24 protein-coding genes are annotated in these 26,516 nt (G+C 44.0%); 18 read left to right on the top strand and 6 right to left on the bottom strand.

Annotation, left to right across the window (positions count from 1 at the left end; all coding sequences use genetic code 11):
* Positions 1-51: 51 nt before the first annotated feature.
* Entirely contained in the window at positions 52-1,515 is a 1,464-nt protein-coding gene (crtD, locus tag DDT91_RS01835) for a 1-hydroxycarotenoid 3,4-desaturase CrtD (protein WP_187174414.1), read from the top strand.
* 142 nt (positions 1,516-1,657) lie between these two features.
* Here the strand turns inward: crtD and DDT91_RS01840 are convergent, their stop codons facing one another.
* Complete coding sequence (locus tag DDT91_RS01840; RefSeq protein WP_187174415.1) at positions 1,658-2,080, bottom strand: nucleoside-diphosphate kinase; 423 nt, start codon at positions 2,078-2,080, stop codon at positions 1,658-1,660.
* A gap of 186 nt (positions 2,081-2,266) precedes the next feature.
* On the opposite strand from DDT91_RS01840, the gene DDT91_RS01845 reads away from it, so the two are divergent.
* From DDT91_RS01845 to DDT91_RS01860, 4 genes are read left to right on the top strand one after another with little or no spacing between them, the layout of a single operon-like run.
* Complete coding sequence (locus DDT91_RS01845; protein WP_187174416.1) at positions 2,267-3,301, top strand: bifunctional oligoribonuclease/PAP phosphatase NrnA; 1,035 nt, start codon at positions 2,267-2,269, stop codon at positions 3,299-3,301.
* 36 nt (positions 3,302-3,337) lie between these two features.
* Positions 3,338-4,264, top strand: a complete 927-nt coding sequence (locus tag DDT91_RS01850) for an FKBP-type peptidyl-prolyl cis-trans isomerase (protein ID WP_187174417.1) — start codon at positions 3,338-3,340, stop codon at positions 4,262-4,264.
* Positions 4,265-4,302: 38 nt separating this feature from the next.
* On the top strand, positions 4,303-4,863 hold the full coding sequence (locus DDT91_RS01855) for an FKBP-type peptidyl-prolyl cis-trans isomerase (RefSeq protein ID WP_187174418.1): 561 nt from the start codon (positions 4,303-4,305) through the stop codon (positions 4,861-4,863).
* Positions 4,863-5,411, top strand: a complete 549-nt coding sequence (locus DDT91_RS01860) for an FKBP-type peptidyl-prolyl cis-trans isomerase (protein ID WP_187174419.1) — start codon at positions 4,863-4,865, stop codon at positions 5,409-5,411. Before DDT91_RS01855 ends, DDT91_RS01860 begins: the two co-directional genes overlap by 1 nt.
* A gap of 10 nt (positions 5,412-5,421) precedes the next feature.
* Here the strand turns inward: DDT91_RS01860 and DDT91_RS01865 are convergent, their stop codons facing one another.
* Positions 5,422-6,018: an isoprenylcysteine carboxylmethyltransferase family protein gene (locus DDT91_RS01865; RefSeq protein WP_187174420.1), complete on the bottom strand. Its 597-nt coding sequence runs from the start codon at positions 6,016-6,018 to the stop codon at positions 5,422-5,424.
* A 33-nt stretch (positions 6,019-6,051) separates the two neighbouring features.
* Between DDT91_RS01865 and DDT91_RS01870 the strand changes: the two genes are divergently transcribed.
* Positions 6,052-7,266 (top strand): NAD(P)-dependent oxidoreductase, encoded by a 1,215-nt coding sequence (locus DDT91_RS01870; protein ID WP_187174421.1) that lies wholly within the window; start codon positions 6,052-6,054, stop codon positions 7,264-7,266.
* 4 nt (positions 7,267-7,270) lie between these two features.
* The gene (deoC, locus tag DDT91_RS01875; RefSeq protein WP_187174422.1) at positions 7,271-7,936 is read left to right on the top strand and encodes a deoxyribose-phosphate aldolase; all 666 of its coding nucleotides are present in this window, start codon (positions 7,271-7,273) and stop codon (positions 7,934-7,936) included.
* Here the strand turns inward: deoC and DDT91_RS01880 are convergent.
* Positions 7,933-9,045: a Na/Pi symporter gene (locus DDT91_RS01880; protein ID WP_187174423.1), complete on the bottom strand. Its 1,113-nt coding sequence runs from the start codon at positions 9,043-9,045 to the stop codon at positions 7,933-7,935. The genes deoC and DDT91_RS01880 overlap by 4 nt on opposite strands.
* A gap of 228 nt (positions 9,046-9,273) precedes the next feature.
* On the opposite strand from DDT91_RS01880, the gene DDT91_RS01885 reads away from it, so the two are divergent.
* The 5 genes from DDT91_RS01885 (at position 9,274) to DDT91_RS01905 (ending at position 15,668) form a co-directional block, all read left to right on the top strand.
* Positions 9,274-10,410: a hypothetical protein gene (locus DDT91_RS01885; protein ID WP_187174424.1), complete on the top strand. Its 1,137-nt coding sequence runs from the start codon at positions 9,274-9,276 to the stop codon at positions 10,408-10,410.
* A gap of 12 nt (positions 10,411-10,422) precedes the next feature.
* Positions 10,423-10,866, top strand: a complete 444-nt coding sequence (locus DDT91_RS01890) for a nucleoside deaminase (protein WP_222718574.1) — start codon at positions 10,423-10,425, stop codon at positions 10,864-10,866.
* 102 nt (positions 10,867-10,968) lie between these two features.
* Positions 10,969-11,574 carry a superoxide dismutase gene (locus DDT91_RS01895; protein ID WP_187174425.1) on the top strand — a complete coding sequence of 202 codons (606 nt, stop codon included), beginning with the start codon at positions 10,969-10,971 and terminating at the stop codon, positions 11,572-11,574.
* A gap of 213 nt (positions 11,575-11,787) precedes the next feature.
* The gene (locus DDT91_RS01900; protein WP_187174426.1) at positions 11,788-14,223 is read left to right on the top strand and encodes an outer membrane beta-barrel protein; all 2,436 of its coding nucleotides are present in this window, start codon (positions 11,788-11,790) and stop codon (positions 14,221-14,223) included.
* 119 nt (positions 14,224-14,342) lie between these two features.
* Positions 14,343-15,668, top strand: a complete 1,326-nt coding sequence (locus tag DDT91_RS01905) for a serine hydrolase (RefSeq protein WP_187174427.1) — start codon at positions 14,343-14,345, stop codon at positions 15,666-15,668.
* On the opposite strand, the gene DDT91_RS20565 is transcribed toward DDT91_RS01905, so the two are convergent.
* The gene (locus DDT91_RS20565; RefSeq protein ID WP_255501998.1) at positions 15,652-15,927 is read right to left on the bottom strand and encodes a hypothetical protein; all 276 of its coding nucleotides are present in this window, start codon (positions 15,925-15,927) and stop codon (positions 15,652-15,654) included. The genes DDT91_RS01905 and DDT91_RS20565 overlap by 17 nt on opposite strands.
* On the opposite strand from DDT91_RS20565, the gene DDT91_RS01910 reads away from it, so the two are divergent.
* Together DDT91_RS01910 and DDT91_RS01915 are read left to right on the top strand one after the other, a co-directional pair.
* Positions 15,844-16,395 (top strand): TatD family hydrolase, encoded by a 552-nt coding sequence (locus tag DDT91_RS01910; RefSeq protein ID WP_255501997.1) that lies wholly within the window; start codon positions 15,844-15,846, stop codon positions 16,393-16,395. The two genes, DDT91_RS20565 and DDT91_RS01910, sit on opposite strands and share 84 nt — an antisense overlap.
* Positions 16,392-17,117, top strand: a complete 726-nt coding sequence (locus DDT91_RS01915; protein WP_187174429.1) for a ThiF family adenylyltransferase — start codon at positions 16,392-16,394, stop codon at positions 17,115-17,117. Before DDT91_RS01910 ends, DDT91_RS01915 begins: the two co-directional genes overlap by 4 nt.
* On the opposite strand, the gene DDT91_RS01920 is transcribed toward DDT91_RS01915, so the two are convergent.
* Positions 17,118-17,582, bottom strand: coding sequence for a MaoC family dehydratase (locus DDT91_RS01920; RefSeq protein WP_187174430.1), 465 nt, complete (start codon positions 17,580-17,582; stop codon positions 17,118-17,120).
* Between the two features lie 186 nt (positions 17,583-17,768).
* Between DDT91_RS01920 and DDT91_RS01925 the strand changes: the two genes are divergently transcribed.
* From DDT91_RS01925 to mtgA, 4 genes are all read left to right on the top strand, one after another.
* Positions 17,769-19,622, top strand: coding sequence for a DUF3857 domain-containing protein (locus tag DDT91_RS01925; RefSeq protein WP_187174431.1), 1,854 nt, complete (start codon positions 17,769-17,771; stop codon positions 19,620-19,622).
* Positions 19,623-19,628: 6 nt separating this feature from the next.
* Positions 19,629-21,572, top strand: a complete 1,944-nt coding sequence (locus DDT91_RS01930) for a DUF3857 domain-containing protein (protein WP_187174432.1) — start codon at positions 19,629-19,631, stop codon at positions 21,570-21,572.
* Entirely contained in the window at positions 21,569-23,497 is a 1,929-nt protein-coding gene (locus DDT91_RS01935; RefSeq protein ID WP_187174433.1) for a DUF3857 domain-containing protein, read from the top strand. The genes DDT91_RS01930 and DDT91_RS01935 overlap by 4 nt, the downstream gene beginning before the upstream one ends.
* A 116-nt stretch (positions 23,498-23,613) precedes the next feature.
* Positions 23,614-24,309, top strand: coding sequence for a monofunctional biosynthetic peptidoglycan transglycosylase (gene mtgA, locus DDT91_RS01940; RefSeq protein WP_187174434.1), 696 nt, complete (start codon positions 23,614-23,616; stop codon positions 24,307-24,309).
* A gap of 431 nt (positions 24,310-24,740) precedes the next feature.
* Here the strand turns inward: mtgA and DDT91_RS01945 are convergent, their stop codons facing one another.
* The gene (locus DDT91_RS01945) at positions 24,741-26,468 is read right to left on the bottom strand and encodes a chloride channel protein (RefSeq protein WP_187174435.1); all 1,728 of its coding nucleotides are present in this window, start codon (positions 26,466-26,468) and stop codon (positions 24,741-24,743) included.
* Positions 26,469-26,516 lie beyond the last annotated feature (48 nt).

Genomic DNA, 26,516 nt, shown 5'->3' on the forward strand with positions numbered 1-26,516 from the left:
ATTTGAACATTTCTGCCCAAAATCCTGATCTTACTTTATCATATTGCCCCCATGAAAACCGCCCTCATCGTAGGTTCCGGAATCGCCGGAATCGCTGCTTCCATCCGAATGGCCCTGAAGGGTTACCAAGTCCAAGTCTTCGAAGCCAATGCCTACCCCGGAGGCAAGCTTTCGGAAATCGAGATCCAAGGCTTCCGTTTCGACGCCGGCCCTTCACTCTTTACCCTTCCCGATCAGGTAGAGGAGTTGTTTCGCTTGGCAGGAAAAGACCCGAAGGAGTATTTTGAGTACCTGAAGCTGGATGTGGCCTGTCATTACTTCTGGGAAGACGGAAAGCAGATCAAGGCTTGGTCAGATCAGGACCGCTTTGCCGATGAAGTGGAGACCAAGCTGGGTGAACCGGGAAAACATGTCCGTGAAGCCTTGAAGCGATCGGCCTTTATCTACGATCATTTGGCCCCGCTCTTTATGCATCGCTCACTGCATCAGTTGGGTACATGGATCGGTCCCCAAGCTCTGAAGTCTTATCTCAAAATGGGGAAGCTGGGCATCTTCTCCACCATGAACAAGGCCAATGAGGAGCTCTTTTCTAATCCAAAAATGGTACAGCTGTTCAACCGATACGCCACGTACAACGGTTCGGACCCGTATCAGACTCCCGCCACACTGAATATCATCCCTCACCTGGAGTTTAACATCGGTGCCTTTTTCCCCAAAAAAGGCATGCATGACATCACGCTCAGCCTCTATCGTCTGGCGCTTTCCCTGGGAGTAACGTATCATTTCAATTCTCCTGTGGAAGAGATTTTGGTGGAAAGAGGCAAAGCCATTGGTGTCCAAGTGAAGGGAAAAGCGGTCCGCGGAGAAGTGGTGATCAACAACATGGACATGGTCAATGCCTACAAGACCATTCTAAAAAAGCAAAAGCAGCCCAAAAAGCTTCTCGAGCAGCCCAAATCCAGTTCGGCGCTAATCTTTTACTGGGGGATCAAAAAAGTATTTCCAGAGCTGGACCTGCACAACATTCTCTTCTCGGACGATTACCGAACCGAGTTTGAGCATATTTTCAAAAAGGGAAGCATCTATCACGATCCCACGGTTTACATCAATATTACCTCAGTGTATAAGAATGACGATGCGCCTCCGGGAAGCATGAACTGGTTTACCATGATCAATGTACCCAACAATCAGGGACAGGATTGGGATCAGCTTATCGAGGAAGCAAGAAAAAACATCATCGCCAAGGTCAACCGAATCCTGAAAACGGACCTGGAATCCCTAATTGAGGTAGAGGAGATTCTCGAGCCACGCACCATTGAATCCAGGACTTCCTCAGCTCAGGGAGCTCTCTACGGCAACAGCTCCAACAATAAATTTGCAGCCTTCCTGCGTCACGCCAATTTTTCTTCTGACATCAAAAATCTGTACTTCTGCGGAGGCAGTGTGCACCCCGGAGGAGGGATTCCGCTGTCCTTGCTATCGGCAAAGATCATGACGGAGATGGTGGGAGGTTAGGAAACAAGCGTTCAGTAGGTAGTCTCAGTGATCAGTGTTCAATTACTGCTTACTGAGACTGTTTATTGACCACTAAGTTCTACACTGAAAAAGCCATCCAAAATCGCTTCTGGATGGCTTTTTCTTGAGTTTTTTAGGGCGTTCAGATCACGCGCTCGTACTGATTGAAGAAGAAGCTGCCTTCGATCGCGGCATTTTCGTCAGAATCAGATCCATGTACGGCGTTGGCCTCGATGGATTTTGCGAAGATTTTTCGGATAGTTCCTTCAGCAGCGTTTGCCGGATTGGTCGCACCGATCAGAGTACGGAAGTCTTCTACGGCATTGTCTTTTTCCAAAATAGCCGCTACGATAGGACCTGAAGACATGTATTTGCAAAGGTCCGCGTAGAAAGGTCTCTCGCTGTGCACTGCATAAAACTTGCCAGCCAGCTCTGGAGTCAATCGGGTAGCTTTCATAGCCACGATTTTGAAGCCTGCTTCTTCGATCATTTTCAGGATTGCGCCTGAGTTGCCAGCTTCAAAAGCATCCGGCTTGATCATGGTGAATGTTCTGTTTCCTGCCATGGGATTGGGATTTGCATTGGTTTATTTCGGCCGCAAAAATAGCAGATTTCGGCTTAGTATCGCCTATGCTTTCGAGAATTCTCGGCTAGGCGCTTCATTATCAGTCTCCTTCATACTTTGGGATTTCTGGAAAATTTACTGACATTTGCAGCCTACTGGAGCCAGATGTGCCGCTGAATCGATCTAATGGAAGCTTTAGCTACGTTTAAAAAAGAACTTTCCTCACCCAAGAAAATATTCATTACCACTCACGTGAAGCCCGATGCCGATGCTTTGGGTTCCTCCTTAGGTCTGGCTAATTATCTGATCAAAAAAGGACATGACGTGACCGTGGTGACTCCTACGGATTATCCTTATTTCCTCACTTGGATGAAAGGAAACGATTCGGTGTTGGATTTTTCGTTGGAAAAAGATAAGACCCTTGCCGTCTCAAAGCTGGAGGAAGCGGAAATGATTTTCTGTCTTGACTTTTCGGTTTTGAACCGTGTGAATGAGCTGGGGGAAATGATCCGAAAGTCCAAAGCCTATGTAGTCAATATCGACCACCATCAGGACCCGGAAGATTTTGCGGACTTCCGTTTTTGGAGCACCAAGGCCGCAGCCACCTGCGAGCTCGTCTATGAGTTGATCGTAGAACTGGGAGACAAAGCCCTAATTGACAAGGATATTGCGGAGTGTCTCTATGCAGGCATTATGACAGATACAGGGGGTTTTCGTCATCCTAATACAACCAAAAATGTGCATTTGGTTGTCGCTGAACTCCTGGACTTTGGGGCAGATACCGCCCAAATTTCCAACTTGATTTACGATTCCAATTCCGTCAATCGTCTGAAATTTATCGGATTTGCCATCACGAGACGACTGGTGGTAAGGGAGGACTTGCACACCGCATACTTTGTCATAAGCAAAAAAGATCTTAAAAAATATCAAAGCCAAACCGGAGATACCGAAGGTTTGGTCAATTATGCCCTATCTTTGGACGGGATCAAGCTTGCCGCTTTGTTTTCCGAGCGCGAAGACGGGATTAAAATTTCTTTCCGGTCCAGCAGCGATGTAGCGGTTAATAAGTTTGCCGCGTCTTACTTCAACGGAGGTGGACATAAAAATGCTGCCGGAGGAAAATCTGCCCAAAGTCTGAAAGATACCGTCGAGCGTTTTGAATCGCTGGTCGAAAAATGCCAAGAGGAGCTGTTTCATCCTGAAACTGTCACGGCAGGTTAACCCCAAATGCAAACAAATTTGAATTTCACTTATCTTATGAAAAACACCAAAAGCCTTGTGGCGCTTCTTGCTCTTCTTACTGGGGCAAGTACTATGTCTTCCTGTCAAAAATCCAAAGTGACCGAGAAAGACGGAATCGAATACACTTACATCAAAGAAGGTTCTGAAAAAGCTCCAAACGGAGATTTCCTTCTTTACAACTTGGAGATTTCCACAGCCAGCGATTCCGTAATCTATAGCACCCTGACTCAACCTTTCCCAGGCTATCTAATGGCCAATGATTCCATCACTCCTCAAAACGGGATGGATGAAATTTTCCTCAATCTTAAAAAAGGAGATTCTATCAACTTCGAGGCTCCTGCTAAAATCGTATTCAACGGTAACCAGCCCGCTCCTCTGAAGGAGGATGATGTCATTAAGGTGAAACTTGGAGCTTACGACGTCAAGACTGAAGCGGAAATGCAGGCCTTCTACGAAGAAGTCATGAAGAAGGAGCAGGAAAAGAGTGCTGAAAGAGCCAAAGCCCTCTTAGTAGAAGAAGCTAAAACCATCGAAGCTTATGTGGCTGAGAAAGGGCTGAATGCTCAAAAGACCGAGAACGGACTATACTATGTCATCGAAAAGGAGGGAACAGGGGATGCAACTACTCCGGGTACCACCATGTATGTAAACTATGCAGGGTACCTTCTTAACGGAACGTTGTTCGATACCTCTCTACCTGAAATCGCCAAGGCAAACAATATCTTTAGTGAAGGACGTCCTTATGAACCACTTCCGGTAAATGTAGGAATGGGTCAGGTGATCCCAGGATGGGATGAAGGTCTTATGCTCCTGAAAAAAGGATCCAAGGCCAAATTCATTATTCCTTCTCCTTTGGCTTATGGAGAAAACGGTGCCGGAGCCTTGATTCCTGCAAACTCCATTTTGGTGTTTGACGTAGAAGTCACCGACGTTCAGAAGTAATTCTGAATACCACGAAACCTATAACTAAACCAAAACATATGAAGTCCAGACTAATAGCTTTTGCTGCCTTACTGATTGGCGCGATTTCAGTAATCTCCTGCATAGATCCTGATCAGACTCAGGAAGTCATCTTGCAAAGAGACAGAGAAGCCATTGAAAAATACCTTCAGGATAACCCTATCACCAGCGTGAAGGAATATTCAGAGCCTATTGAAGGATTTTATATGTTTTGGCAAGTTTCGGTAAAGCCCGAAAGAAATGCTCTACTTAGGGGGGATACAGTAAAGGTAGATTACACCGGAAAGACCCTGAACAATAAAATTTTCGATACTTCCAAAGAGCAGGTAGCTAAGGATAATGGGATTTTCAACTCCAATCGTGTTTATCAGCCATTGAGATATCCGATCGGCCGTGGATTCACGATAACGGGTTTTGAATTTGCCCTGTCTATGATGCACCCAGGCGAGAAAGCCACGGTGGTTTTCCCTTCCAGACTGGGTTATGGGACACAGGCAAGTGGCGACATTCCTGCAAATTCCCCATTAGTATTTGAGTTAGATTTGTTGGAGGTTAAAAAAGGTCCAAACCTTAATCCATAATGAGAAAACTGATTCCCTTATTTTTTCTTTTAGTCATAGGTCTAGTTTCCTGTGAGCCAAATAATCCTTTTGCTCAAGGGCCTCCCTATGACTTGGAGGGAAACTTGGCTATTGATCGAAAGAAGATCGATGCTTACCTCGATACAGCCAAGATTGACAGTATCTACCGAATCCATGATCCGTCAGGGATTGTGATCATCGTTCAGGAAGAAGGAGTAGGCTCCAGGCCGGTCACCAACACGGTGGTCTACACAGATTACATCGGTAAATTGATGGAGCTGGGAACAGTCTTTGACACTTCCTATGAGGATGTGGCAAAGGCAAATAACATCTTTGTAGAAGACAGAAAATATTTTCCACTTTCCTTTGTATTAGGTTCTGCTACCGTGATTCCGGGTTGGGACCTAGCTTTTCGAAGGATACGACCTTCTTCCAAGGCAGTGCTCGTGATTCCCTCCCCTTATGGCTATCGGAGCCAGTCCAACAATGACCGAATCCCTCCCAACTCCGTCCTGGTTTTTGAGGTGGATTTCTTAGGAATAGATTAAAAAGAAGGGCTTAAGCCCTTTTCTTTTTGAAAAAAGCCGGAAAAAGAGCGGGGACTTCCTCCCGATAGCGTTGATAGTTGTTTCGGTATCTCTCAATTAGATTTTTCTCTTCAAAATATATCCCAAAAGGCAGATAGACTACCAGGCAGGAAAGATGGACCAATGCCCCAACAGTGCCTGCCACAAGAAAATATCCAAAGAAGATGAGTAACAGACCCAAGTAAAGGGGGTGTCGGACGCGGGCATAAATGCCCGAGACCTGTAGAGATTCGGTTATCGTTGTCCTTTCCGAAAGTAGTCCCAAAAATGCGGGTAGTGAGATTTTTTTGATTGATCGTGTGATCAGGACGACGCCCAAAGTAGCGATCATGTATCCGGCATAGGAGATTATAGGATTCTTAGTGAAAAGTACTTGAACGGGTAAGAAAAGAGCTTGGATCAAAATCCCCATGAAAAGCAGCGTGGAAAATAGGCTGTACAATAATCTGTACCATTTCATTCGGTCAGGCCATTTTGCCTCCAAAAATCTTTTTAACTTGGAAGCAGCAAGCGCAGTGTGCAGCGAATAGAAAATCGCCCAACTAAGGATCATCAGGAGAATAGCCATAACCCAAAACTAAACCCAGAACTTTAGATTTTTATGAAAATTGGAATAATCCGAGAAGGAAAAATCCCTCCCGACAAGCGGGTTCCTTTTACCCCTACTCAGCTGAAAGAGCTTTCTGAGGTTTATGGTTCACAGCTTACCTTTCTGGTGGAGTCCAGTTTGATTCGTTGTTATTCCGACGAGGAATATCTGGAGGCCGGCATCCAAGTGGTGGAGGATATTTCTGAAGCAGATCTGTTATTTGGGGTAAAGGAAGTTCCCACCCATCAATTGATTCCCGGGAAGACCTATTTTTTCTTTTCGCATACCATCAAGAAACAGGTCAAAAATCGAGCGTTGCTTAAAAGCGTGCTGGATAAAAACATCCGACTGATCGATTACGAAGTGTTGAAGGATGAAGCGGGGGATCGGGTGGTGGCATTTGGACGTTGGGCCGGAATCGTGGGCGCCTACAATGCCTTTTGGACTTATGGAAAGAAAACGGGATTGTATGACCTGAGAAGTGCCTCCGAATGCAGAGATCTGGAAGATCTGAAAGTCGAGCTTAAAAAAGTCACCCTTCCTCCTGTCAAGATCGTGGTCACCGGTAAGGGAAGAGTAGGAAAAGGGGTGCTTGAGATTTTAAACCACCTCAAAATTACCCAAGTGGACAACCATGAATTCCTGCATTTGTATTTTGAGGAGCCGGTTTTTGTGGTACTGAGCTCCTCAGACTACAACAGACGTAAATCAGATGGAGGATATGATCGGGATGAGTTTTATTCCTTTCCTGAGCGATACGAAAGCCATTTCTTGAAATTTGCCGAAGCCGGGGAAATTCTCATTGCAGCGGCATATTGGGACCCCGGAGCTCCAAGGCTTTTTGAGTTGAAGGACATTAATTCACCCGACTTTTCCATTTCAGTCATTGCCGATGTGACCTGTGATGTGGAGGGCTCTATTCCTACTACGTTTCGGGCATCTACAATTCAGGATCCCGTCTATGATGTGGACCGGGAGACAGGTGAGGAGTTACCGGCGTTTGGTAAGCAAACCAGTATTTCGGTGATGGCTATCGACAATTTGCCTTGCGAGTTGCCTCGGGAATCCAGCGCTGAATTTGGGCGTCAGCTTGGACAGTGGGTGATTCCTGCGCTTTTTGAAGTAAATGCCCCCATTTTGGAGAGAGCCACCATTGCCAGAGATGGAGACTTGACCTTAGAGTACATGTATTTGAGCGATTTTGTAAACCAAGACGAGCATTCTTAACAGCATGAACAATTTCAACCGATTTTTGGAATCCACTATTTTGAGGCCTACCATGACAGACCAAGACGTGGAGGTGTTGATCCGTGAAGCCATAGAAGAGCAGTTTGTAGGAGTTTGCGTACCTCCTTTTTGGGTCAAGAAAGTGAAAAGAGACTTGAAAGAAGAAGATATTCAAGTGGTGACGGTGATCGGATTTCCTTTTGGATTTGAAGATACCGCGACCAAAGTAGCAGAGACTCGCGAGGCGATCAAAAATGGCGCGAATGAATTGGACTTGGTCTGGTCACAGACAGCTTTTCACTCCGGGATGAACTGGCCCAAAATCGAAATCGCCCAGATCGCCAAAATCTGCCATGAGGAAGAACGTATTCTCAAAGTAATCATCGAAACAGCCTATTTAAGTCCAGAGCAAATTCGGGAGGCCTGCTTGATTTGTCAAGATGCAGGCGCAGACTATGTGAAGACGTCCACCGGATATGCTCCAAGCGGGGCCAAAGTGGAAGACATTGCCTTGATGAGAGAAGTCTTACCCTCTGCGATAGGAATCAAGGCGAGTGGAGGCATCAAGACCTATGACTTTGCACTTCAGTTGATCCAAGCCGGAGCCGACCGTATTGGTACAAGCTCTGCAAAAGCTTTGATGGAAGCTTGGAGAAAGGCAAATCCCTAATCTCTACTGAAGTAGATGAGAATGAAGGGGATAATAAAGAAGGTTAAAAGGATGTAGGCAAATCCCAAGACCCGATTTTGCACCGAAGTTTTTCCCATGTAGTTAGCTATCCAGACGGGAACTCGTCTCATTTCAGGAAATGGCAGGAATATCAAAGCCCCAAAGCTGTTGAATAAAATATGGACTATGGCCAGGGCAATTGCAGCCTCCGATTTGTAAATGGAGGCAATGACGGCAGTGATGGTGGTTCCGATATTAGCGCCGACAATAAAAGGAAATGCCTTGGTCAGGGTCACTTTTTTGTTTGCTACCAGCGGCACCACCAATGAGGTAGTTACGGTACTGGATTGAACAGCTGCGGTGAAAAAGATTCCATAGAAAAATGCCAGCCCGGTCTTTTGAAAAATCAGCTTGTTTATTTCTTCAAAAGAATTTTTTACGAAGGTTTTGTACATGGCTGTCGAAAGTACCTTGATAGCAAAAAATACCAGGAATACCGACAACAACATGGTCAGAAATGGGATGTTGATCTGGTCCACGATCCATTCAGTGGCCGTACGGGTAAACATCCGGTTGTACACGAGTGGGCCTTCAAATGCATTATCCGAGGAGAAAAAAGAGGCGATTTTTTCGGCTAAACCTGACAGGAAACCAAAATAGAGTTCCATTGGAAAAAGAATAATCACCGAAAGAATATTGAAAACATCGTGAGAAATACCGGCAGATAGCGCTCTACGGAATTCCTTTTTGTTCATGATATAGGAAAAAGAAACCAAAGTCGACGTGAGCGTTGTGCCGATATTGGCTCCCAATACGATGGGTACAGCCTGCTGGAGAGTGAGGTTGCCTGATGCCACAATGGCCACTACGCTGGCAGTGACCGTGGAACTACTCTGGATCAAAGCTGTCACTAACAAACCTATAAACAGGCTTATGAAGGGATTTTTGGTTGCCTGGAGGATTTCAAGCGCAACTCCACTGTTGATGCTTCCCATGGCTACCGTAAGAAGGTCAATGGCAAAAATGAAAAGCAACAATGCCAGAAATACCTGAAGGTATTTGAAATAGTTGCGGGTAGAAGCCGGTTTTTGCTCTTCCAAACTCTCCATTCCTGGGCTTTTGAGGGGTTGCTGTTGACTGAGGTAGAAAAGGAATTGAAGTTAATCCCAATTCAAAATTTTAATAAGCCTAATGGGCAAAAGTTGAAATTTTTTTGCGAATTGCAAGTTTAATTTGTCCTAGAAAAGAAGGTTTTGTTCTTAGTTAACAATTTGTTAACATAGGTTGCGGAATATCTTAATTAATTTTGTCCACGATTTCCCACCCACTCCAAAATTATGGCCAAGCAAAAGCCAATTGACCAAAACATCAATCAGGAGAAACTTTCCAAAAAGACGTATTCGATCTTTGATTTTACCAAAAGCGAGCGTCCATTCCTGATTACTATCTGTATCCTGATATCCATAGCAGGATTGATCACGCCTTATACCTACGCGGCAATGTGGTTTGGGTTTGCTTTGGCTGCCTATTCTGCCATTGCAAACGACAGTATCCAAACTATAGGCACCTTCATCGCCTCCAATAATAACCGGCCTTGGTGGATTTTATGGTTGTTTATGGGCTTGATTTGGGTGGGAACAGTGTCCTACAGCTGGTATGTCTTCGATGGAGATGTCAGCTATGAGCGCCTAAGTGTGCCTGGTCTGGAGAAAGCTCCTGAAAGCTTTGTTTTCCTTCAGTTGGCCGCTCCGATTGTCCTGTTGGTGATGACCCGAATGCGAATGCCGGTATCGACCACCTTCTTATTGTTGAACGTGTTTACCTATAAAGCCGGAACAATTCTGGATGTGATGTTCAAAAGCTTTGTGGGATACCTGCTCGCTTTTACTATGGCTATCGTAGTATGGTTTATTCTGGAGCGTTTTGTAAAAAATTACCTGAAAGGACAAGCCAAACCTTATTGGATGGTTTTGCAGTGGATTACCTCAGGGGTCCTTTGGGCAGTGTGGATCATGCAGGATGCGGCCAATATCGCGGTATTTTTGCCGAGACAATTGGATGTTACCGAATTTTCGGTCTATGCCGGATTCGTATTTTTAGGACTGGGATTTCTTTTCTATTTGAAAGGGGATAAGATTCAGGACATTGTGAATGAAAAGTCCAATGTCACCGATGTAAGGGCAGCTACCATAGTGGACTTGGTTTACGCAGTTATCCTTTTCTATTTCAAAATGTACAGCAAAGTACCAATGAGTACCACTTGGGTATTTATTGGGCTCTTGGCTGGCCGTGAGTTGGCTATAGCTATCGGCAAGCATGGCAAAGCCAAAAAGAGAAATGCATGGCTGGTGAGGGCCTTCCGTTTGGCTAGGAAAGACATTTTCAAGGCATTGGTCGGATTGATTGTATCTTTGATTTTGGCAATCATTATCAACAAAGGAGTACGCGAGGAGATCTTCGCAATGTTTCAATAACAGTCTGATTGCTTGGAAATTTTCACCCACGAGTATTTCATGAATGAGGCCCTAAAACAGGCCAAAATCGCCTTTGAAGAAGGAGAAATACCCGTGGGTGCTGTTATTGTTTCCAAAAATAAAATCATCGCCCGGGCCTACAATCAGACCGAAAAGCTCAATGATGTCACGGCCCACGCCGAAATGTTGGCGATCACCGCGGCAGAAAATTACCTAGGCGCCAAATACTTAGTGGATTGCCGATTGTATGTGACTCTGGAGCCCTGTCCCATGTGTGCAGGTGCCTTGTATTGGTCCCAAATCAGTGAGATTTATTTTGGCGCTTCAGATCCCAAACGTGGATTTCACCAGTGCAATCCGGAAATGCTCCATCCAAAAACCAAGGTTTTTTCGGGTCTGATGGCAAAGGAGTCGGAACAGTTGGTGCTCGACTTTTTCAAAAAGCTCAGGGAGTAAGTCTTTTTTTGCCGATCAGAACCTTTTTTGAATAAGTCTGGTTGAGTAGGCGTAATTTGTCAGATAGATTTTAATTTAATGTTTAACTAAAACCTTATACATATGGCTTTTGAACTCCCTTCCCTTCCGTATGCTTTTGATGCATTGGAGCCGCACATCGATGCAAGAACTATGGAAATCCACCACGGCAAGCACCACAATGCTTACGTGACCAATCTCAATAATGCCATTGCCGGAACAGACTTGGAAGGCAAATCATTGGAAGAACTCATGAAAGTGGCTGGTTCTAATACTGCTGTCAGAAATAATGGAGGAGGTCACTGGAATCACAGCCTGTTTTGGCAAATCCTTTCCCCCAATGGCGGAGGTCAACCTACTGGAGAGCTTGCCGCTGCGATAGATGCCAAATTCGGGTCTTTTGATGCTTTCAAGGAAACATTCAACAAGGCCGCTGCTACCCGCTTTGGTTCGGGTTGGGCTTGGCTTTGTGTAGATACCAAAAAGGAACTTTGCGTATGCTCTTCTCCAAACCAAGACAACCCTTTGATGGACGTGGCGGAGTGTCCGGGTACGCCGATTTTGGGTCTGGATGTGTGGGAGCATGCCTACTACCTTCATTATCAAAACAGAAGACCGGATTACATCTCCGCTTTCTGGAATGTGATCAATTGGGAAGAGGTAAGCAAGCGTTATGCTGCTGCAAAGTAATCCTGTCTACTCGTTTTAACTCATGATCCCGGGCCGTACAGTCCGGGATTTTTTGTCCTATACCGAATAAAATACTGTACGGTAATGAGACAAGTTTTTTTGCCTTTACTTTCAAAATCTGCGTTCAGTGCGATTTTGAGCAGATTTCTTTCCTTGGCACTTCATTTTCCTATAGTGTGGCACGGACAATAAGACTAAGCCAAACTATAAAAAATGAAAACGACCAACTTATTTTTCCTCGCATTTCTTTTCTACCTGCTGGGAATTAGCACCCTTGCTGCCTCTCCAAAAGAGGTAGCCAAGATCTCAGGGAAAGTGGCTGACCAAAAAGGACAGCCCGTAGCCTATGCCAATGTGGCTCTGATTTCTACCGATGGAGGGTTGGTGGATGGGGCTGTTTCCGATGAAGAGGGCAACTTCATCATCGAATCCACCAAAACCGCCAAGGTTAAGCTTGTGGTATCTTCCATTGGATACAGATCCTACTCTTCGACCGAATTTGATCTTTTACCCGGCTTGGAGAAAAACTTCGGCAACCTGGCTATCGAAGATGAAATGACGGGGCTCGATGAGGTAACTGTAAAAGCTTCCCGACCTGAAATCATCATAGAGCCTGACAAAACCATTGTCAATGTGGAAGGAACTGTGATGGCGGAAGGGGCCAATGCTTTGGATGTGATCGGAAGATCACCGGGAATCTATGTAGACCAAGACGGGAATATCAACCTCAACGGACGAAGTGGGGCTACTGTGATGATCAATGACCGTCCTACTTACATGAGTGCCACTGACCTGGCCAATTTTCTCAGATCTATGCCTGCTGATAACATCAGAAGCATCGAGGTAATCAACAATCCATCTTCAAGATTTGATGCGGAGGGTTCTGCCGGAGTGATCAATATCCAATTGAAAAGAAATACTGTGGATGGAGTCTTCGGCAATGTCCAAATCGGTGGGCAATATAACGGACAGTTTGCTCCTAATGTAGGAGCTACACTAAACGTGAAAAAAGGTAAGCTTTCCACCAATGGAACTTTAAACTACAGTGAATACGCCGTATATAACGACATCAGCATCAACAGAAATTTTTCACTCGAGGAGGGAATTTCCAATTTTAATCAGGATTCCCGAATCACTTCCCGGTACAAGACCCCATCTTTCAATGGATCCGCCAATTATGAGATTGGTAAAGACCAGAATTTAGGGTTGAATGTGCAGGCCTCGGCTTCAACTGACATAAATAATAATGTTTCAGGAACGGTAATCACCAATCCAGGTCAGGTGGAAAACAACTACATCGAGTCATTCAATGAATCGGACGGAAAGCGAAACCGGCTGTTTACCAATCTTCACTATGATGCAAAGCTGGATACCTTGGGAAGCAAGATTTCTGCGGATGTGGATTTTACCATCATGGACAATGAAAGCACCTCGCTTTTGGACAATTCATATTGGTCAGGAAGTGATCCCTCTTTCGCCACATCAGACAGAATACTTACTCTCAACGATATGTATTACACCATTTTGACAGCAAAAGCAGACTTTACGAAGGCATTAAAAGGTGGAAAAGTGTTAGAAACAGGTCTTAAAGGCAGCTGGGTGAAATCAGACAATGACTTGAATTTGAGTAGAGCGGAGGAGGAAGGTCCGTTTGTGCCTGATCCAAATTCTAACAGATTTATCTATTCTGAAAATGTACTCGCCGCGTATGCTTCTTTGAAAGGGTCTTTTAATCCTAAATTGAGCTACCAGGCCGGTTTGAGAGGGGAATACTCTGATATCGTAGGTAATTCGGTAACCTTGGAACAGGTTAACAAGCAAAATTATTTCAATCTCTTCCCAAGCCTTTTTGTACAGCATAAAGTGAGCGACAAATACCAGATCGTGTACAATGCCAATAGAAGGATTACCCGACCCAACTACCGATTGCTGAATCCGTTCATCTATTACATAGATCCATTGACCTCTGAGCAGGGTAATCCTAACCTGACCCCTCAATACTCTACCAATTTTGAGATGAACCATGTGGTTAACGGCTCCTATCAATTTACCTTGGGGTATAGTGTGACGGAAGATGCCTTTATGCAGGTCTTTGTTCAGAACCAAGAAGAGCGAACTACCACGACCTTTACCGACAATTTTGACAAAACAAGGGCTGCCAACTTCCGTGCGATCGTGCCGGTGGAGCTCAAAAAGTGGTGGACTACATCCAACATGCTTCAGGTAAATTACAACCAGTTTCAAACCCAGATTGGAAATGAGTTTCTGGATGTAGATCAAGTATCCTATATGGTGAGAACCCAGCAAAATTTCACCTTGCCAAAAGGCTATAAGTTGGAGTTGATGGGTATGTACCTTAGTCCTCAGATTTGGGGACAGGGCGAAATTGCCGGATTTGGATGGGTAGATGCAGGTATCACCAAGTCAGTGATGAAGGATAAACTTTCGATTGCGGTCAACGGCACCGACTTGTTCCGTACGCAAGTCATTAAGGCAAAAGTTCAGTTTGCGGATATTGACACCAACTTCCGGCAATACAGAAGCAATCAGGGAGTCAGAGTTACCCTCAGATACAACTTTGCCAAAGGAGAAAGCTTCCGAGTACGGTCCAACTCAGGCAGTACCGAAGAAAGAAACCGATTGGATTAAAACAAAATCATCCCGATTTTCAGGGTAAGACTTATTGAATAAGCACAGCTAATTCCTGTCAGGTGTAGAATGCCTGACAGGACTTTGCTTTAATGCACGCACCATTTTAACTCCCATATATGAACTTGAAATCCTACTTCTTTTTCTTTGTTTTTATCATAGGCTCAGGAATATCCCAAGCTCAAAGTTCTAAATACGCGCAGTTAAGCCAGTTTTTAGACTCTTTGGAGGCTAAAGACAAATTCATGGGTACAGTCATGATTTCCGAAAATGGAGTTCCCGTATTCCAAAAAGCAGTCGGTTATGCTGATCTCAGTACATCAAAGCCTTTGGAGCTCAACTCTAAGCAACGAATTGGTTCTGTGACCAAAATGTTTACCGCCGTATTGGTATTTCAAGCCAGTGAAGAAGGTAAACTCAGCTTGGATCAGAAGTTGTCGGACTTTTATCCACAAATACAGAATTCCGAAAAGATCAGTATCAGTCAGTTGCTTCAGCACCGCAGCGGGATTTTCAATATTACCAATCGCTTCGATTACAATATCTACCGCACCAAGCCTCATACCGAGGAGCAGCTTTTGGCCATGATGATGGAAGGAGGCAGTGTATTTGAGCCGGATTCCAAGGCTGAGTACAGCAACAGTAATTTTATCCTGCTCACTTTTATTCTGGAGAAGCTCTACGGGAAGTCCTACGAAAACTTACTTCAGGAGCGAATTCTGAGCCCCTTGGAGATGAGAGAAACCTACCTTTTTGGCCCGATTTCGGTTGAAAATGGAGAAGCCAAATCTTATCTCTACAATGGCAAGTGGCAGGAGGATTTGGAAGCTCACTCCTCCATACCACTTGGTGCAGGAGCTTTAACTTCAACCGTAAATGACTTGAATACCTTTGCCCTGGGCTTATTTGGGGGCAAGTTGATTGGACAGGAAAGTCTTGGCAAAATGATAGAGCTGAAAGATGGATTTGGAAGTGGGGCGTTTATGATTCCTTTTTATGAAAAAAAGAGCTATGGACACACCGGCGGTATTGACGGATTCCGGGCTTTTTTGTGTTTTTTCCCGCAAGAAAAGATCTCATTTGCTATCCTGAGCAATGGCATGAATTACAACAATAATGATATTGTGATCGCTGCCATGAGTGCGCAGTTTGGCAAAGAATGGGAGCTCCCTGAGTTTACTGAAATTGTCATATCGGATGAATTGATGGCCAAATATACCGGAACTTACAGCTCAACTCAGATTCCGCTTCAGCTGACGGTAGAAAACAAAGGTGGCAAAGTGGCCATTCAGTTGACTGGTCAGCCTCAGGCGGTACTGGAGACGGTAGCCGAGAATAAGTTTGAGCTTAAAGCAGTGAAAGCCGTGTTCACATTTGATCCGGACCAGGATCAAGTGACGCTCTCACAGGGTCCTGCGAATATTGTGTTTAAGAAGAAGGAATAGTAAAAGCAAAAATCAAGGCAACCGCATCAAAAATCCGATGCGGTTTTTTCTTTTCTGTCAAAAATCCGAAGTTTAATTTATGGAGCTCTGGGATTTTCATACACACCGATCCGATCAGCCTTTGGCTATTTTTAATGAGATGGAGCCAAGGAGGAATGTCCAGGCAACATGCTCCATGGGGATTCACCCCTGGGATCTCGATATCCACTGGGAAGATAGACTCAGGGTTATCCAGGACATATCCAGTTTGAACTCCCATGTTTTGGCGATAGGTGAAACAGGGTTTGATCGGCTGAAGGGACCTGCTATAGCACTTCAAAAAGGGGCTTTCTATGCCCAGGCCCGATGGGCGAAAACCCTGGGAATCCCGCTTATTTTCCATTGTGTTAAGGGACATGATCTGCTCTTAGAGTACCTGAAATCTGAGAGAAATCCGCCGGCTATTATTTGGCATGGGTGGAACCTGAAGCCCGAACTGGCCCGGCAACTTTTGCCTTTCCCCGTGTATTTTTCCTTTGGGAAGCACCTGCTTCAGGAGGAAAGCAATGCAAGGATTTGGCTGATGGAATGTCCCTCGGAAAGAATCTTTTTTGAAACAGACGACTCAGGTCTGGAAATCGGTTCGATTTATCAGGCAGCTTCCCTAATTTTGCGCCTTCCTTTGGAAAGTCTGGCTATGCAGGTCATTTCCAACTGGAATGCAATCTCGAAACGAAAAATCTCATGAGTGAATTTGCCTGGCTCAGCCGCACCGAGCTGATCGTAGGAAGGGAAGGACTGGAAAAGTTGGCCTCCAAGCATGTGCTGGTGGTAGGACTTGGTGGAGTGGGTTCTTTTGCAGCCGAATTTATCGCCCGATCAGGAGTCGGTGCAATGACTATTATTGATGGGGATACGGTGGACATTTCCAATGTCAACCGCCAACTTCCCGCCACACAGCTCAATGTCGGTCAGTCCAAAGCAGAGTGGATGGAGCATCGACTATTGGCAATCAACCCCAACCTTAAGATCACTGCCATCCGGAAGTTTCTCAATCCCCATGAAATGACTTCCCTTCTGGAAACCAATGAGTTTGATTATGTGGTGGACTGTATTGACAGCTTTACCCCCAAAATGCACCTGATCGAGGGGGCAAAGAAGCGGGGATTCAAGCTTGTCAGTTCTATGGGGGCCGGTGGCAAGGTTGATCCTACTCAGATCAAAGTGGTCGATTTTGGGGATACTTATCAGTGCAAACTGGCCAAAATGCTAAGAAAACGACTCAAAAGGAGGTCGATTTATGGAGGATTTAAGGCGGTATTTAGTACGGAAGAGGTGATCAAAGAAAGTCTGATGCTCACGGATGGCAGCAATTTTAAGAAGTCCGCCTATGGTACCATGTCATTTTTGCCTGCGGCTTTTGGCTGTGCCTGTGCCGCCACAGTAATCAATGATTTGCTGGCTTCCTGATCAATGGAAATGATATAAGAATATCAGCACGCCGGTAAAAGCCGGCTTTTTTTGATCCCTGATCTCCAGCTTGACTTCTACCTCTGCCTTCACGGTGCCTCGGAGATTGGCTACATTTTTCAGCTTGGCGACCAAACGAACTTCACTGTCCACAGTTACAGCTTGGGCAAATCGAAGATTTTCGATCCCATAGTTGATCATCATTTTTAGGTTTTGTACCTGCACAATCTGCTCCCAAAGATGAGGGACTATGCTCAAAGTGAGGTAACCATGGGCAATGGTATTTCCGAATGCGCCTTCAACCTTGGCTCGCTCGGGGTCACAGTGAATCCACTGATGGTCATAAGTGGCGTCGGCAAAAAGGTTAATCTGATTTTGTGTGATTTTGAAATATTCTGAGGTGCCGAGTTCTTGACCGTTGTGTTTTTCGAAATCCTCGAAGCTGCCGATAAGGATGGGGTTCATAGTAAGCGTGGGGTATGAATCCCGAAAATAGAAAGGATTATGCGGGATTTACAAATTTCTCCCAAATCTCTCCGACAAAATGGAAAGCTTTTTATTCCTGGATTTCTTAAAAAAATAAATTTGTTCTCATTCCAAAAATCTTTCAACTAATCTAATATTTTAGAGCTCTAGTTTTAATTTATTTTCATGATAAAAATTCTTTTTGCTTGGAGCTGGTTGAGTGGGCTTCTTGTTTTCATGGCGGTAACCGCAACTGCAGAGGTTCCTGTCCATTCAAGTTTGGTAGTAAAAGAAGTTATTTCCATTTATCCCGATTATTCATATCAGCGAGTGATTGAAAAGCGCCTACGGGTAAACTCCCAAGAAGGACTAAAGCACGGGGCCTCGTTAATATTTTATGATAAGCTCAACGAAATTCAAGACTTTGAGATGGAAATGACCGATGCTATCACGGGTAAATCACTCAAAAAAGCAAGGCTCAAAGATCTGGGAGATGCGGCTCTGAATTCCTCATCTACTTTTTTTGATGACAATAGGTACAAGTACATGGAGTTGACTTCATCTAAGTTTCCAGTTGATGTTACTGTAAGGATACAGACACAGTCTAAGAGCAATTTTTTTCTCCCTTCTTGGACTCCTGTGCCCAATTACCATCAGCGAGTGGAAAAGTCTGTATTTCAGGTAAGGTTTCCGCAAGAAATTGGTGTCAAATACAAAGAAATTAACCTTCCTGGCGAGCCAACAGTGATTTACCAAGAGGGGGTTAAAATCCTTGAATGGACTTTGGAAGATTTGCCGGTACAGGCTCCTGATTTTGAAGAGGATAAAGACTACAAGCTTATCCTTGCACCTGTGAAGTTCGCATTGGAAACCTATCATGGAGAGATGAGTGATTGGGCTGGCCTGGCACGATGGCAATACGAGCTGAACAAAGGCAGAGCAGAGTTACCTGAAGAATTTAAATCCAAGCTCAGAGAGATGGTCAGCGGAGCGGATGAGGACTATGAGAAAATCAAAATTCTTTATGAGTTCCTTCAGAAAAATTTTCGCTATGTCAGTATCCAGTTGGGTATTGGAGGATGGCAGACGATGAAAGCAGAGGAAGTCCTGAAATACTCTTATGGAGACTGCAAAGGTCTTACCAATCTCATGAAGGCTATGTTGGAAGCAGTAGGCATTACCTCTCACTATTCCTTGGTATTTGCGGGAGTCAATGCCAAAGACATTCAGGTTGATTTTCCCTCCAACCAGTTTAATCACGTGATCCTTTATGTCCCGACGGATTCAAATCCTATTTGGCTGGAGTGTACTTCCAATTCCTTGCCTGCTGGATATCTAGGTGATTTCACCAAAGATAGGCATGTTTTGGTCACTACTTCTGATGGGGGATTTTTGACTAAAACTCCCTCCTATTCCACGGATCAATGGAATAAAATCACCACCATATCCAAGTTAGAAATCGATCTGAAAGGTGACGCGAAAGTAGAGTCTCGCGTTACTCAGTCAGGGAATTTTGCAGAGGGATTGCTTTATGTCAAAAACTTGAAGGACGAGCGGGAGCAAAAAGAATTTTTCAGCACGGGTTTTTCGGTTCCAGGATTGGTCATAAACCAGTTGAAATTGGGTGTGGAACCTAAGGATTCCCTTCTTTTGGCAGATGTCGTCTTGGAAGGATACCTTCAGAGGTTTGTGCAGCAGACCTCCAAGCGATTTATTATAAAATCATTCATGGGGAAAATCACTCCTTCCAAGTTGGATCATAACTTCCTACATCAGCAGGACCAGCTGGAGATCAGGCTTCCCGAAGCACTATTGTCCGATGGTTCATTGCCCAAGGTAGAGGTGGACGAAGAGCATCTCAAAGGCACTCTAACAGTCACTTTGGACGAAGATCTGCTGTTGTTGAAAAGAGAGTTGCTGATCGACATCCCTTCTGATTGGACCAGGTCCCAAAAACTTGATTTTGTCAAAAAAGTAAACAGCGCTTTTGACCGCAGTATTTTCTTATCCAAACCCAGCACCACAATAAGTTCAAATTAATTTTCTATGAAATCAAGATTGATCACTTTCCTCTTGGTATTTGTCTCTCTCTTAGGCTATACACAAAGTCTAAAAATGGGAGAGTTTTCTCAAGAGGAGATAGACCTAAGCTCCGTCACATTTGAACCTGATGCCCCGGCTGTAGTATTGGCAGCTTCTGGAGAGTCACGCTTTTTCTCCAGTCTGCTCGAAACGCAGACATTTTTTAGGGTAAAGATCCTGACTGAGGCAGGCAAAAGCAAAGCGGATATCCGGATTAGGTATTTTGCCGGAGATACTAATGTGGAGGAAATAGCTGGAACCAAAGCTCAAGTTACGACTTTCGAAAATGGAAGACCAGTAGTGATCAAACTGGGGAAAGAGGACTTTAAGGAGGTCGTAATCGGGGATGGAATAAAGGAATTGAGAATCACCTTCCCCAATGTCCAGGTAGGTTCCATCTTAGAGTACAGCTACAAAAAGGTGGATAGAAACATTGAATTTCTGGATGGGTGGACGTTTCCCAAGGATGTGCCAGTGCTCTATTCTAAGTACCAGATCACGATGATTCCTCCTTTGGAGTATAAAATGATCGGTCAAGGAGCTAATTTTTTCAACAAATCGGAAAAAAGTGGGGCAAACGGGATTTATTCTTGGGTGTTGAGAAATCTCCATTCGGTCAAAGAGGAACCCTATATGAGAAATTATCGGGACTATGTGGACCGGGTAGAATTTCAGCTTTCCAGGTATCAGCGAGCGGCGACTACCTCTGGCGCAGAATGGGAAGACTTCCTTAATACTTGGGAAAAATTGGGTGATGGGATGATCGATTACTACACTTCAAAAGGCTTCTATCGGACCAGCCCTTTAGAGAAAGAGGTTTTTTCTTTGGATTTGAGCTTAGGAACAGAAAATGAAAAAGCAAAAAAGGCCTATTATTACATAAGGGATAACTTTGTGAACGAGGGAGAGGATTGGATTTACACAGACCAGACCCTAGGGCAATTGCTAAAGTCCAAAAAGGGAGCCCCTGGAGAGTTAATTCTTGCTTACATGGGAATTTTGAGGTCTTTAGGAATAACCTGTGATCCTGTATTGGTAGGTAGCAAAGGTTATGGGAGAAGCGAGCCTGTGGCTTTTCCGTTTTTAAATCAGTTTGACGAGATCCTGCTTTTAGCCAATCTCGACGGGCAATTGCAGTTTTTGGATCTAAGTGATCCACTTGCACCATTTGGCTATGTAGACTTGGACAAGCATGTGAAAGCAGGCTTATTGCTTCAAAAGAATCAGAGCAAACTGATCCCCATCCAGATTCGGCACAATTCCAATACCGTAGTTTTTTCCTCGATCAGTTTCAATGAGCAAAAAGGCGAATTGATTATGGATAACACACTTAGATCTTTTCAGTATGCAGGGTTGAAAACGGCTAGATTTTCAGAAAGCTTGAAGAAAAGTGGTGAGCCGCTGACCAAACTTTTTAAGGAGTCTTATGAAGAAGGTGAGGTCCGAAATGTTTCAGTGGATAATCAACTGGCTGAAAATAATTTTCTAACCACTACTTTTCAGCTTGTAGTGGATGACCTGGTCAATGCCGATCAGATTTCTTTTTCCCCAATTCCCTATTCCAATTTTGCAAAGAATCCGTTTACACTGGATTTTAGAGTATTTCCAGTCGACTTTGAATATGCTTTCAGTGAGACCTATACCAGCAATATTCAGATTCCCCCAGGTTTTGAAGTGGACGATTATCCACAATCAGAGTCTTTTTCTATCCGAGGAAATCCCGTGGTTTTTTCCTATCAGGTAGAGCGCTTAGGTGAGATTTTGAAAGTAACCGGCAAGCTCGAAGTTAAAGAGCCATTGGTGGAGACCAGGCACTATGCTGAGTTAAGACTTTTCATGGAAAGTGTGGCTTCCAAACTTTCCTCACCGGTCATTTTGAAGAAAATCTCAGCTGAGGAAAATCCTTGAAATCTTTTATTGTTGGGGTTTTTGCTCTGTTTCTAGCAGTTAATCCTGCTAAGAATGAAGCCCAAGAAGTCAAGTGGGGCCAGTATTCTCCCTTGGAATTGGAGTTGGAGACAGTACCCTTTCAGCCGGAAGCCAAGGTGGTTTCACTGTATGAGGAGGGCAATTCCGGCTTGATTTGGGAAAAAGAGACGTATCGAGTATTTGGGATATACACCACTTACTATTTTCGATATAAAGTTCTGGATGATAACGTAGGTAACTTTGGTGATTTTGTTATCCCATTTTTCCAGGCTGGGGATTTCAATATTGAATCGATCAGGGAATTGGAGGCACAGGTCAGTTACCTAGAGGACGGAGAGCGAAAAGTCTACCAATTATCCGATGACAACATTAAGCTGGTTGAAATGGGAGATGGGTATTGGCAATACCGAATTGTTTTCCCCCATGTAGTCAAAGGATCTATTTTGGAATACCGCTACCTCAAAACTGATAGGGTGTATTACTCCCTGGAAGGATGGATTTTTCAAGGTGAGCAACCCAAGCTTAGAACTAAATACACCTTTGAGGTGCCGGACTTTTTGCAGTACCAATTAATTGTTGCGGCAGGTAGGGTCAAAGATGCTATGTCCATGACTCCCCAAAAAGATAAGTTTTTTTGGGAGTTAAGGAATGTGCCCTCCTTCAAAGTAGAGCCCTATATTTCTTCCCCGATGGATTATCTGGAGAGAGTAGAGGGGTTTTTATCGGTTGACCGAACCCAAAATCCGACTGTTTTATATTCTACCTGGGAAAAACTCGGCGAACAAATTATGGCGAGGAAGGAATATGGCACTTACCAAAAGCCGATCTCCTACAAAAATTTAGGGTTTAAAGAAGATGTCTTTATTGATTCAAGTAAGGAGGCTATTGCCAGAAATATCTATGAATATATTTCTGAAAACTTTGAGGAAGAACCCACCTTGTATCCACTTCCTTCCAAGGGTGTTTCTGAATTAATCAGGACTAAAAAGGGGAATCATATGGACTTAAATCTCCTGTTGATTGCCGCATTGAGGGTCCGTGAAATTGAGGCAGAACTGATCTTGATCAACCAGCTTTCGCCGTTATCCCGAAGCTATCTGATCCCAAGTCCTAACCTGGATCAGTTTACCTCTTCTCTGGTCCGGGTGAAGATCGGAGAGGGAGAATGGTATTTGGATCCTACAGATTCCAAGCTTCCGTTTGGATTGCTTCCTTTGGACAAGTATGTAGAAAAGGGATTCCTTATCTCATCGGGTCAATCAAATATTATCGCCCTTTCTCATCAGTTTCAATCCGGAACTGAGCTTGATGTGACACTTGGATTGGATTCGATTGGACAATTGCAGTTTCATGAGCATTTAAAAATGACGGATTTAACGGTGTTGGCTGTGATGGAAAGTTTGAAGGCCCAAGTGAATGAAGAGTTGAAGGCTGATGGAAAGCCTGAACCTTACAACATCACTTTTGAAGATCATTTTAGAAAGGATCGGTACTTTGTTTCCAATTTTAACCTGTCCATAAGAGAGGAAGAAAACGGAATGGTAGTGTTGGATCCGTTTACTTTCTCAGGCTTTTCTGAGAATCCGTTTACCGATGATTCGAGGCTTTTTGATATTGAGTTTGGATTTCCCATGAAGGAAAAGATGAAATTTTCCTTTCAAATTCCGGAAGGATATCAATTGGACGAACTCCCACAGCCTACCACTATGGAACTGGAGAAAGACGGAATCTATTTCAGCTATTTGGTGTCTCAAGAAAATCAAATAATAATAATAGAAACTGTACTTGATATCCGTCGGTCTTCTCATCCTGCAAAAAGATATAATGAATTGAAGCGATTTTTTGAGATAGTTTCCCAGGCACTTTCTTATCCCATCATTTTGATGAAAAACGTTTCCCCTTAATACTGAGAGTTACGATTTTCTCTGGCTAATAAAGTCAGTGAGAATTGTCAGTGATGAAAATCCCGTTTTTTTCTGCCAATTTGTGCCGGTAAAAACCACCCTCTTAATTTCTCATTATGAACGTCATCCGCTGGATTGGAAAATTGATCTGGAAGGTCGCCTTATGGTTTTTTGGACTCTCAATCGGACTGGTGATACTTTACCGTTTTGTTCCGGTTCCCATTACTCCTTTAATGGTCATTCGATTGGTTGAGCAGGCCTTTGATCCCAAGAAAGAGCTTCGTTTATATAAAGATTGGGTTTCGATCGATGATATGTCCCGGCATGCCCCCCAGGCAGTCTATGCAGCCGAAGATCAAAAATTTTTGGATCATCGGGGATTTGATTTTGAAGCGATGGAAAAGGCTTGGGAAAACAACAAAAAAGGAAAACGAATCAAAGGAGCCAGTACTATCACTCAGCAGACTGTGAAAAACGTGTTTCTTTGGCCATCCCGTAGCTACGTAAGAAAGGGATTAGAAGCTTATTTTACAGTTTTAGTGGAGTTGCTTTGGTCCAAGGAGCGCATCATGGAAGTATACCTTAACGTGATCGAAATGGGGGATGGGATTTATGGGATTGAAGCTGCTTCACAGACTTTCTTTAAGAAAAGTGCCTCCAAGCTTTCTCAAAGTCAGGCTGCCCTGATCGCCGCTGTATTGCCTAATCCGAGAAGATGGAGTCCAGCTAGGCCAACCGGGTATATCAGGGGGCGACAAAGCTGGATTGTCAGGCAAATGAATAATCTGGCCCCCTTAGGATTCGGGGCTTAAATTTGAATTTGCGCTGTTAATTTTGGATTTTTCTCAGACTTCATAATGCCTGACCTGCCTATCTTAAATTTCCTTTATGCTGGGGGCGTAATACCATAAAAAATCCAAATAATATTCTGAATTTACCTTGTGGTTTGGTTAAAATCTAAAAGAAATCAAGACCTGAATTTTTCACCGGAAAAAGTCCAAAAAGTGGCTAAAATGCATGGATTCAAGGGTGTAAAAAACGCAAGAAAAATTTATCCACATTTTCAATTATTTATCCACAGTTTTCCACAATAATCATTTAAATCAAAGAAAATCAGATAGTTAACATGCTATTTTTATACCTGGATTTGTGGATAAATGAAGCTAAGTGAAAAAAAACCTGAGTCTTTTGCAGCCATTTAAGTGGATAAATCCGAATTCAGAATTTTATTTTCTTTTGGTGCTCAGTCTTGCTTTTGACGGATTAATCTCTTGCGATAAGCATTGAAGATTCTTGCCTTTGAGACAAATCCCAAATACTTATTATTGTCCAGTACCGGCAGATTCCAAGCACCGCTTCTTTCAAATTTCTCCATGGCAGATTGCATATTTTCAGTTGAAAATAGGATTTCCGGAGGACTGTGCATCAGCTGTCTGATCAGTACGGTTTTTTGTTTTTCAGGATCAAACATGATGTCACGAATGTCATCCAAAGTGACAATTCCATTCAAAATATGGTTCTCGTCAACTACCGGAAAAATATTCCTCTTGGAGATTTTTACCAACTCGATCAAATCTCCCAATTGGGCATCAGGATGGATTGGCAATAAGTCACGTTCGATTACTTGGGTGATGCTGATCGTCTCTAGAAGCTCCTGGTCTTTGGTCTCCGGAAGATGTTTCCCCTGAGATTTTAATTGAAGGGTATAAAGGCTGTCTTTTTGAAAGGAGGTTTTGGTAATGAACGAGATGGCTGAAACAAACATCAGAGGTACAAATAGCTCGTATCCTCCCGTGATCTCAGCAATAAGAAATATAGCTGAAAGCGGGGCATGTTGTACGCCGGCCATCACTCCGCACATAGCTACCAAAGTGAAGTGTGCCAAAGGGAGGGGAATATGAAATCCCAGCAAATTTTTGGAAAAGGCAAAAACGAATCCCGTGATTCCTCCAGCATAAAGAGAAGGTGCAAAGATCCCTCCGCTTCCTCCCGCACCGATCGTGATGGCGGATGCCATAGGTTTGAGCAGGATAATCAAGACCAAAAACCCCAAGACCATGATGGGGTTTTCTATGGCTGAAAAGAAGGGGCTTTTGTCCAAGACCTCAGAAGAGTTGCCATCGATCAGGATATTCAAGGTTTCATATCCTTCACCATAAATGGGAGGGAAGAAGAAAACCATAAATCCCAGAAATGCACCTCCATAGGTAATTCTCATCCATTGGTCTCCTATATCTTCCATGATCCCCTCGGTGTATCTGACCATCCTGCTGAAGTATAGCGAGACTAATCCACAAATGATACCCAGAAGTAAATAGTAAGGCATATGGGCTGCCTCGAAACTCTCCTTGAGGTTGAAATTAAATAAGGACTCTTCACCGATCAAAATCATAGAAGTAAGAGAGCCTGTCACCGAAGCAATCAACAGAGGGATAAAACTTGCGGTGCTAATCTCCATCAGAATTACTTCAATGGCAAAAATCACAGCTCCTATCGGTGCCCCAAAGATGGCCGAAATTGCGCCCGCAGCCCCACAGCCTATCAACAGGGTTCTTTTCTTGGCATTAAGGTGCATCAGCAGTCCCACATTGGATCCAATGGCAGAGCCTGTCATAACCATAGGGGCTTCCAATCCTACAGATCCTCCAAATCCCACAGTCAAAGCCGAAGTAATAACTCTGCTGTATATTTTGACACGAGGGATAAGGCTGGAATTTTTGGAGATATTAAAGAGAACATCCGGTATGCCGTGCCCTCCTAAGTCTTTTAAGAAAAATTTCCCGATCAGAAATGCAGCCGAAATCCCGATCAAGGGATATATGATGTACATGAAATTGGCATATTCGGTGTAGAAGTCTTCTGTCAGAAAGTTTTGTATTCCATGTACCGCCGTTTTTAGTATCACTGCAGCGATACCGGAAAACACTCCAATCAATCCGCTGAGTATCAAAATAAAATTCTGATTGCTCATGTGTCTGAGCCTCCAGATGAGTAGACGGGTGATTAGATCATTTTTTCC

Source organism: Algoriphagus sp. AK58, assembly GCF_014324365.1.
GTDB lineage: Bacteria > Bacteroidota > Bacteroidia > Cytophagales > Cyclobacteriaceae > Algoriphagus.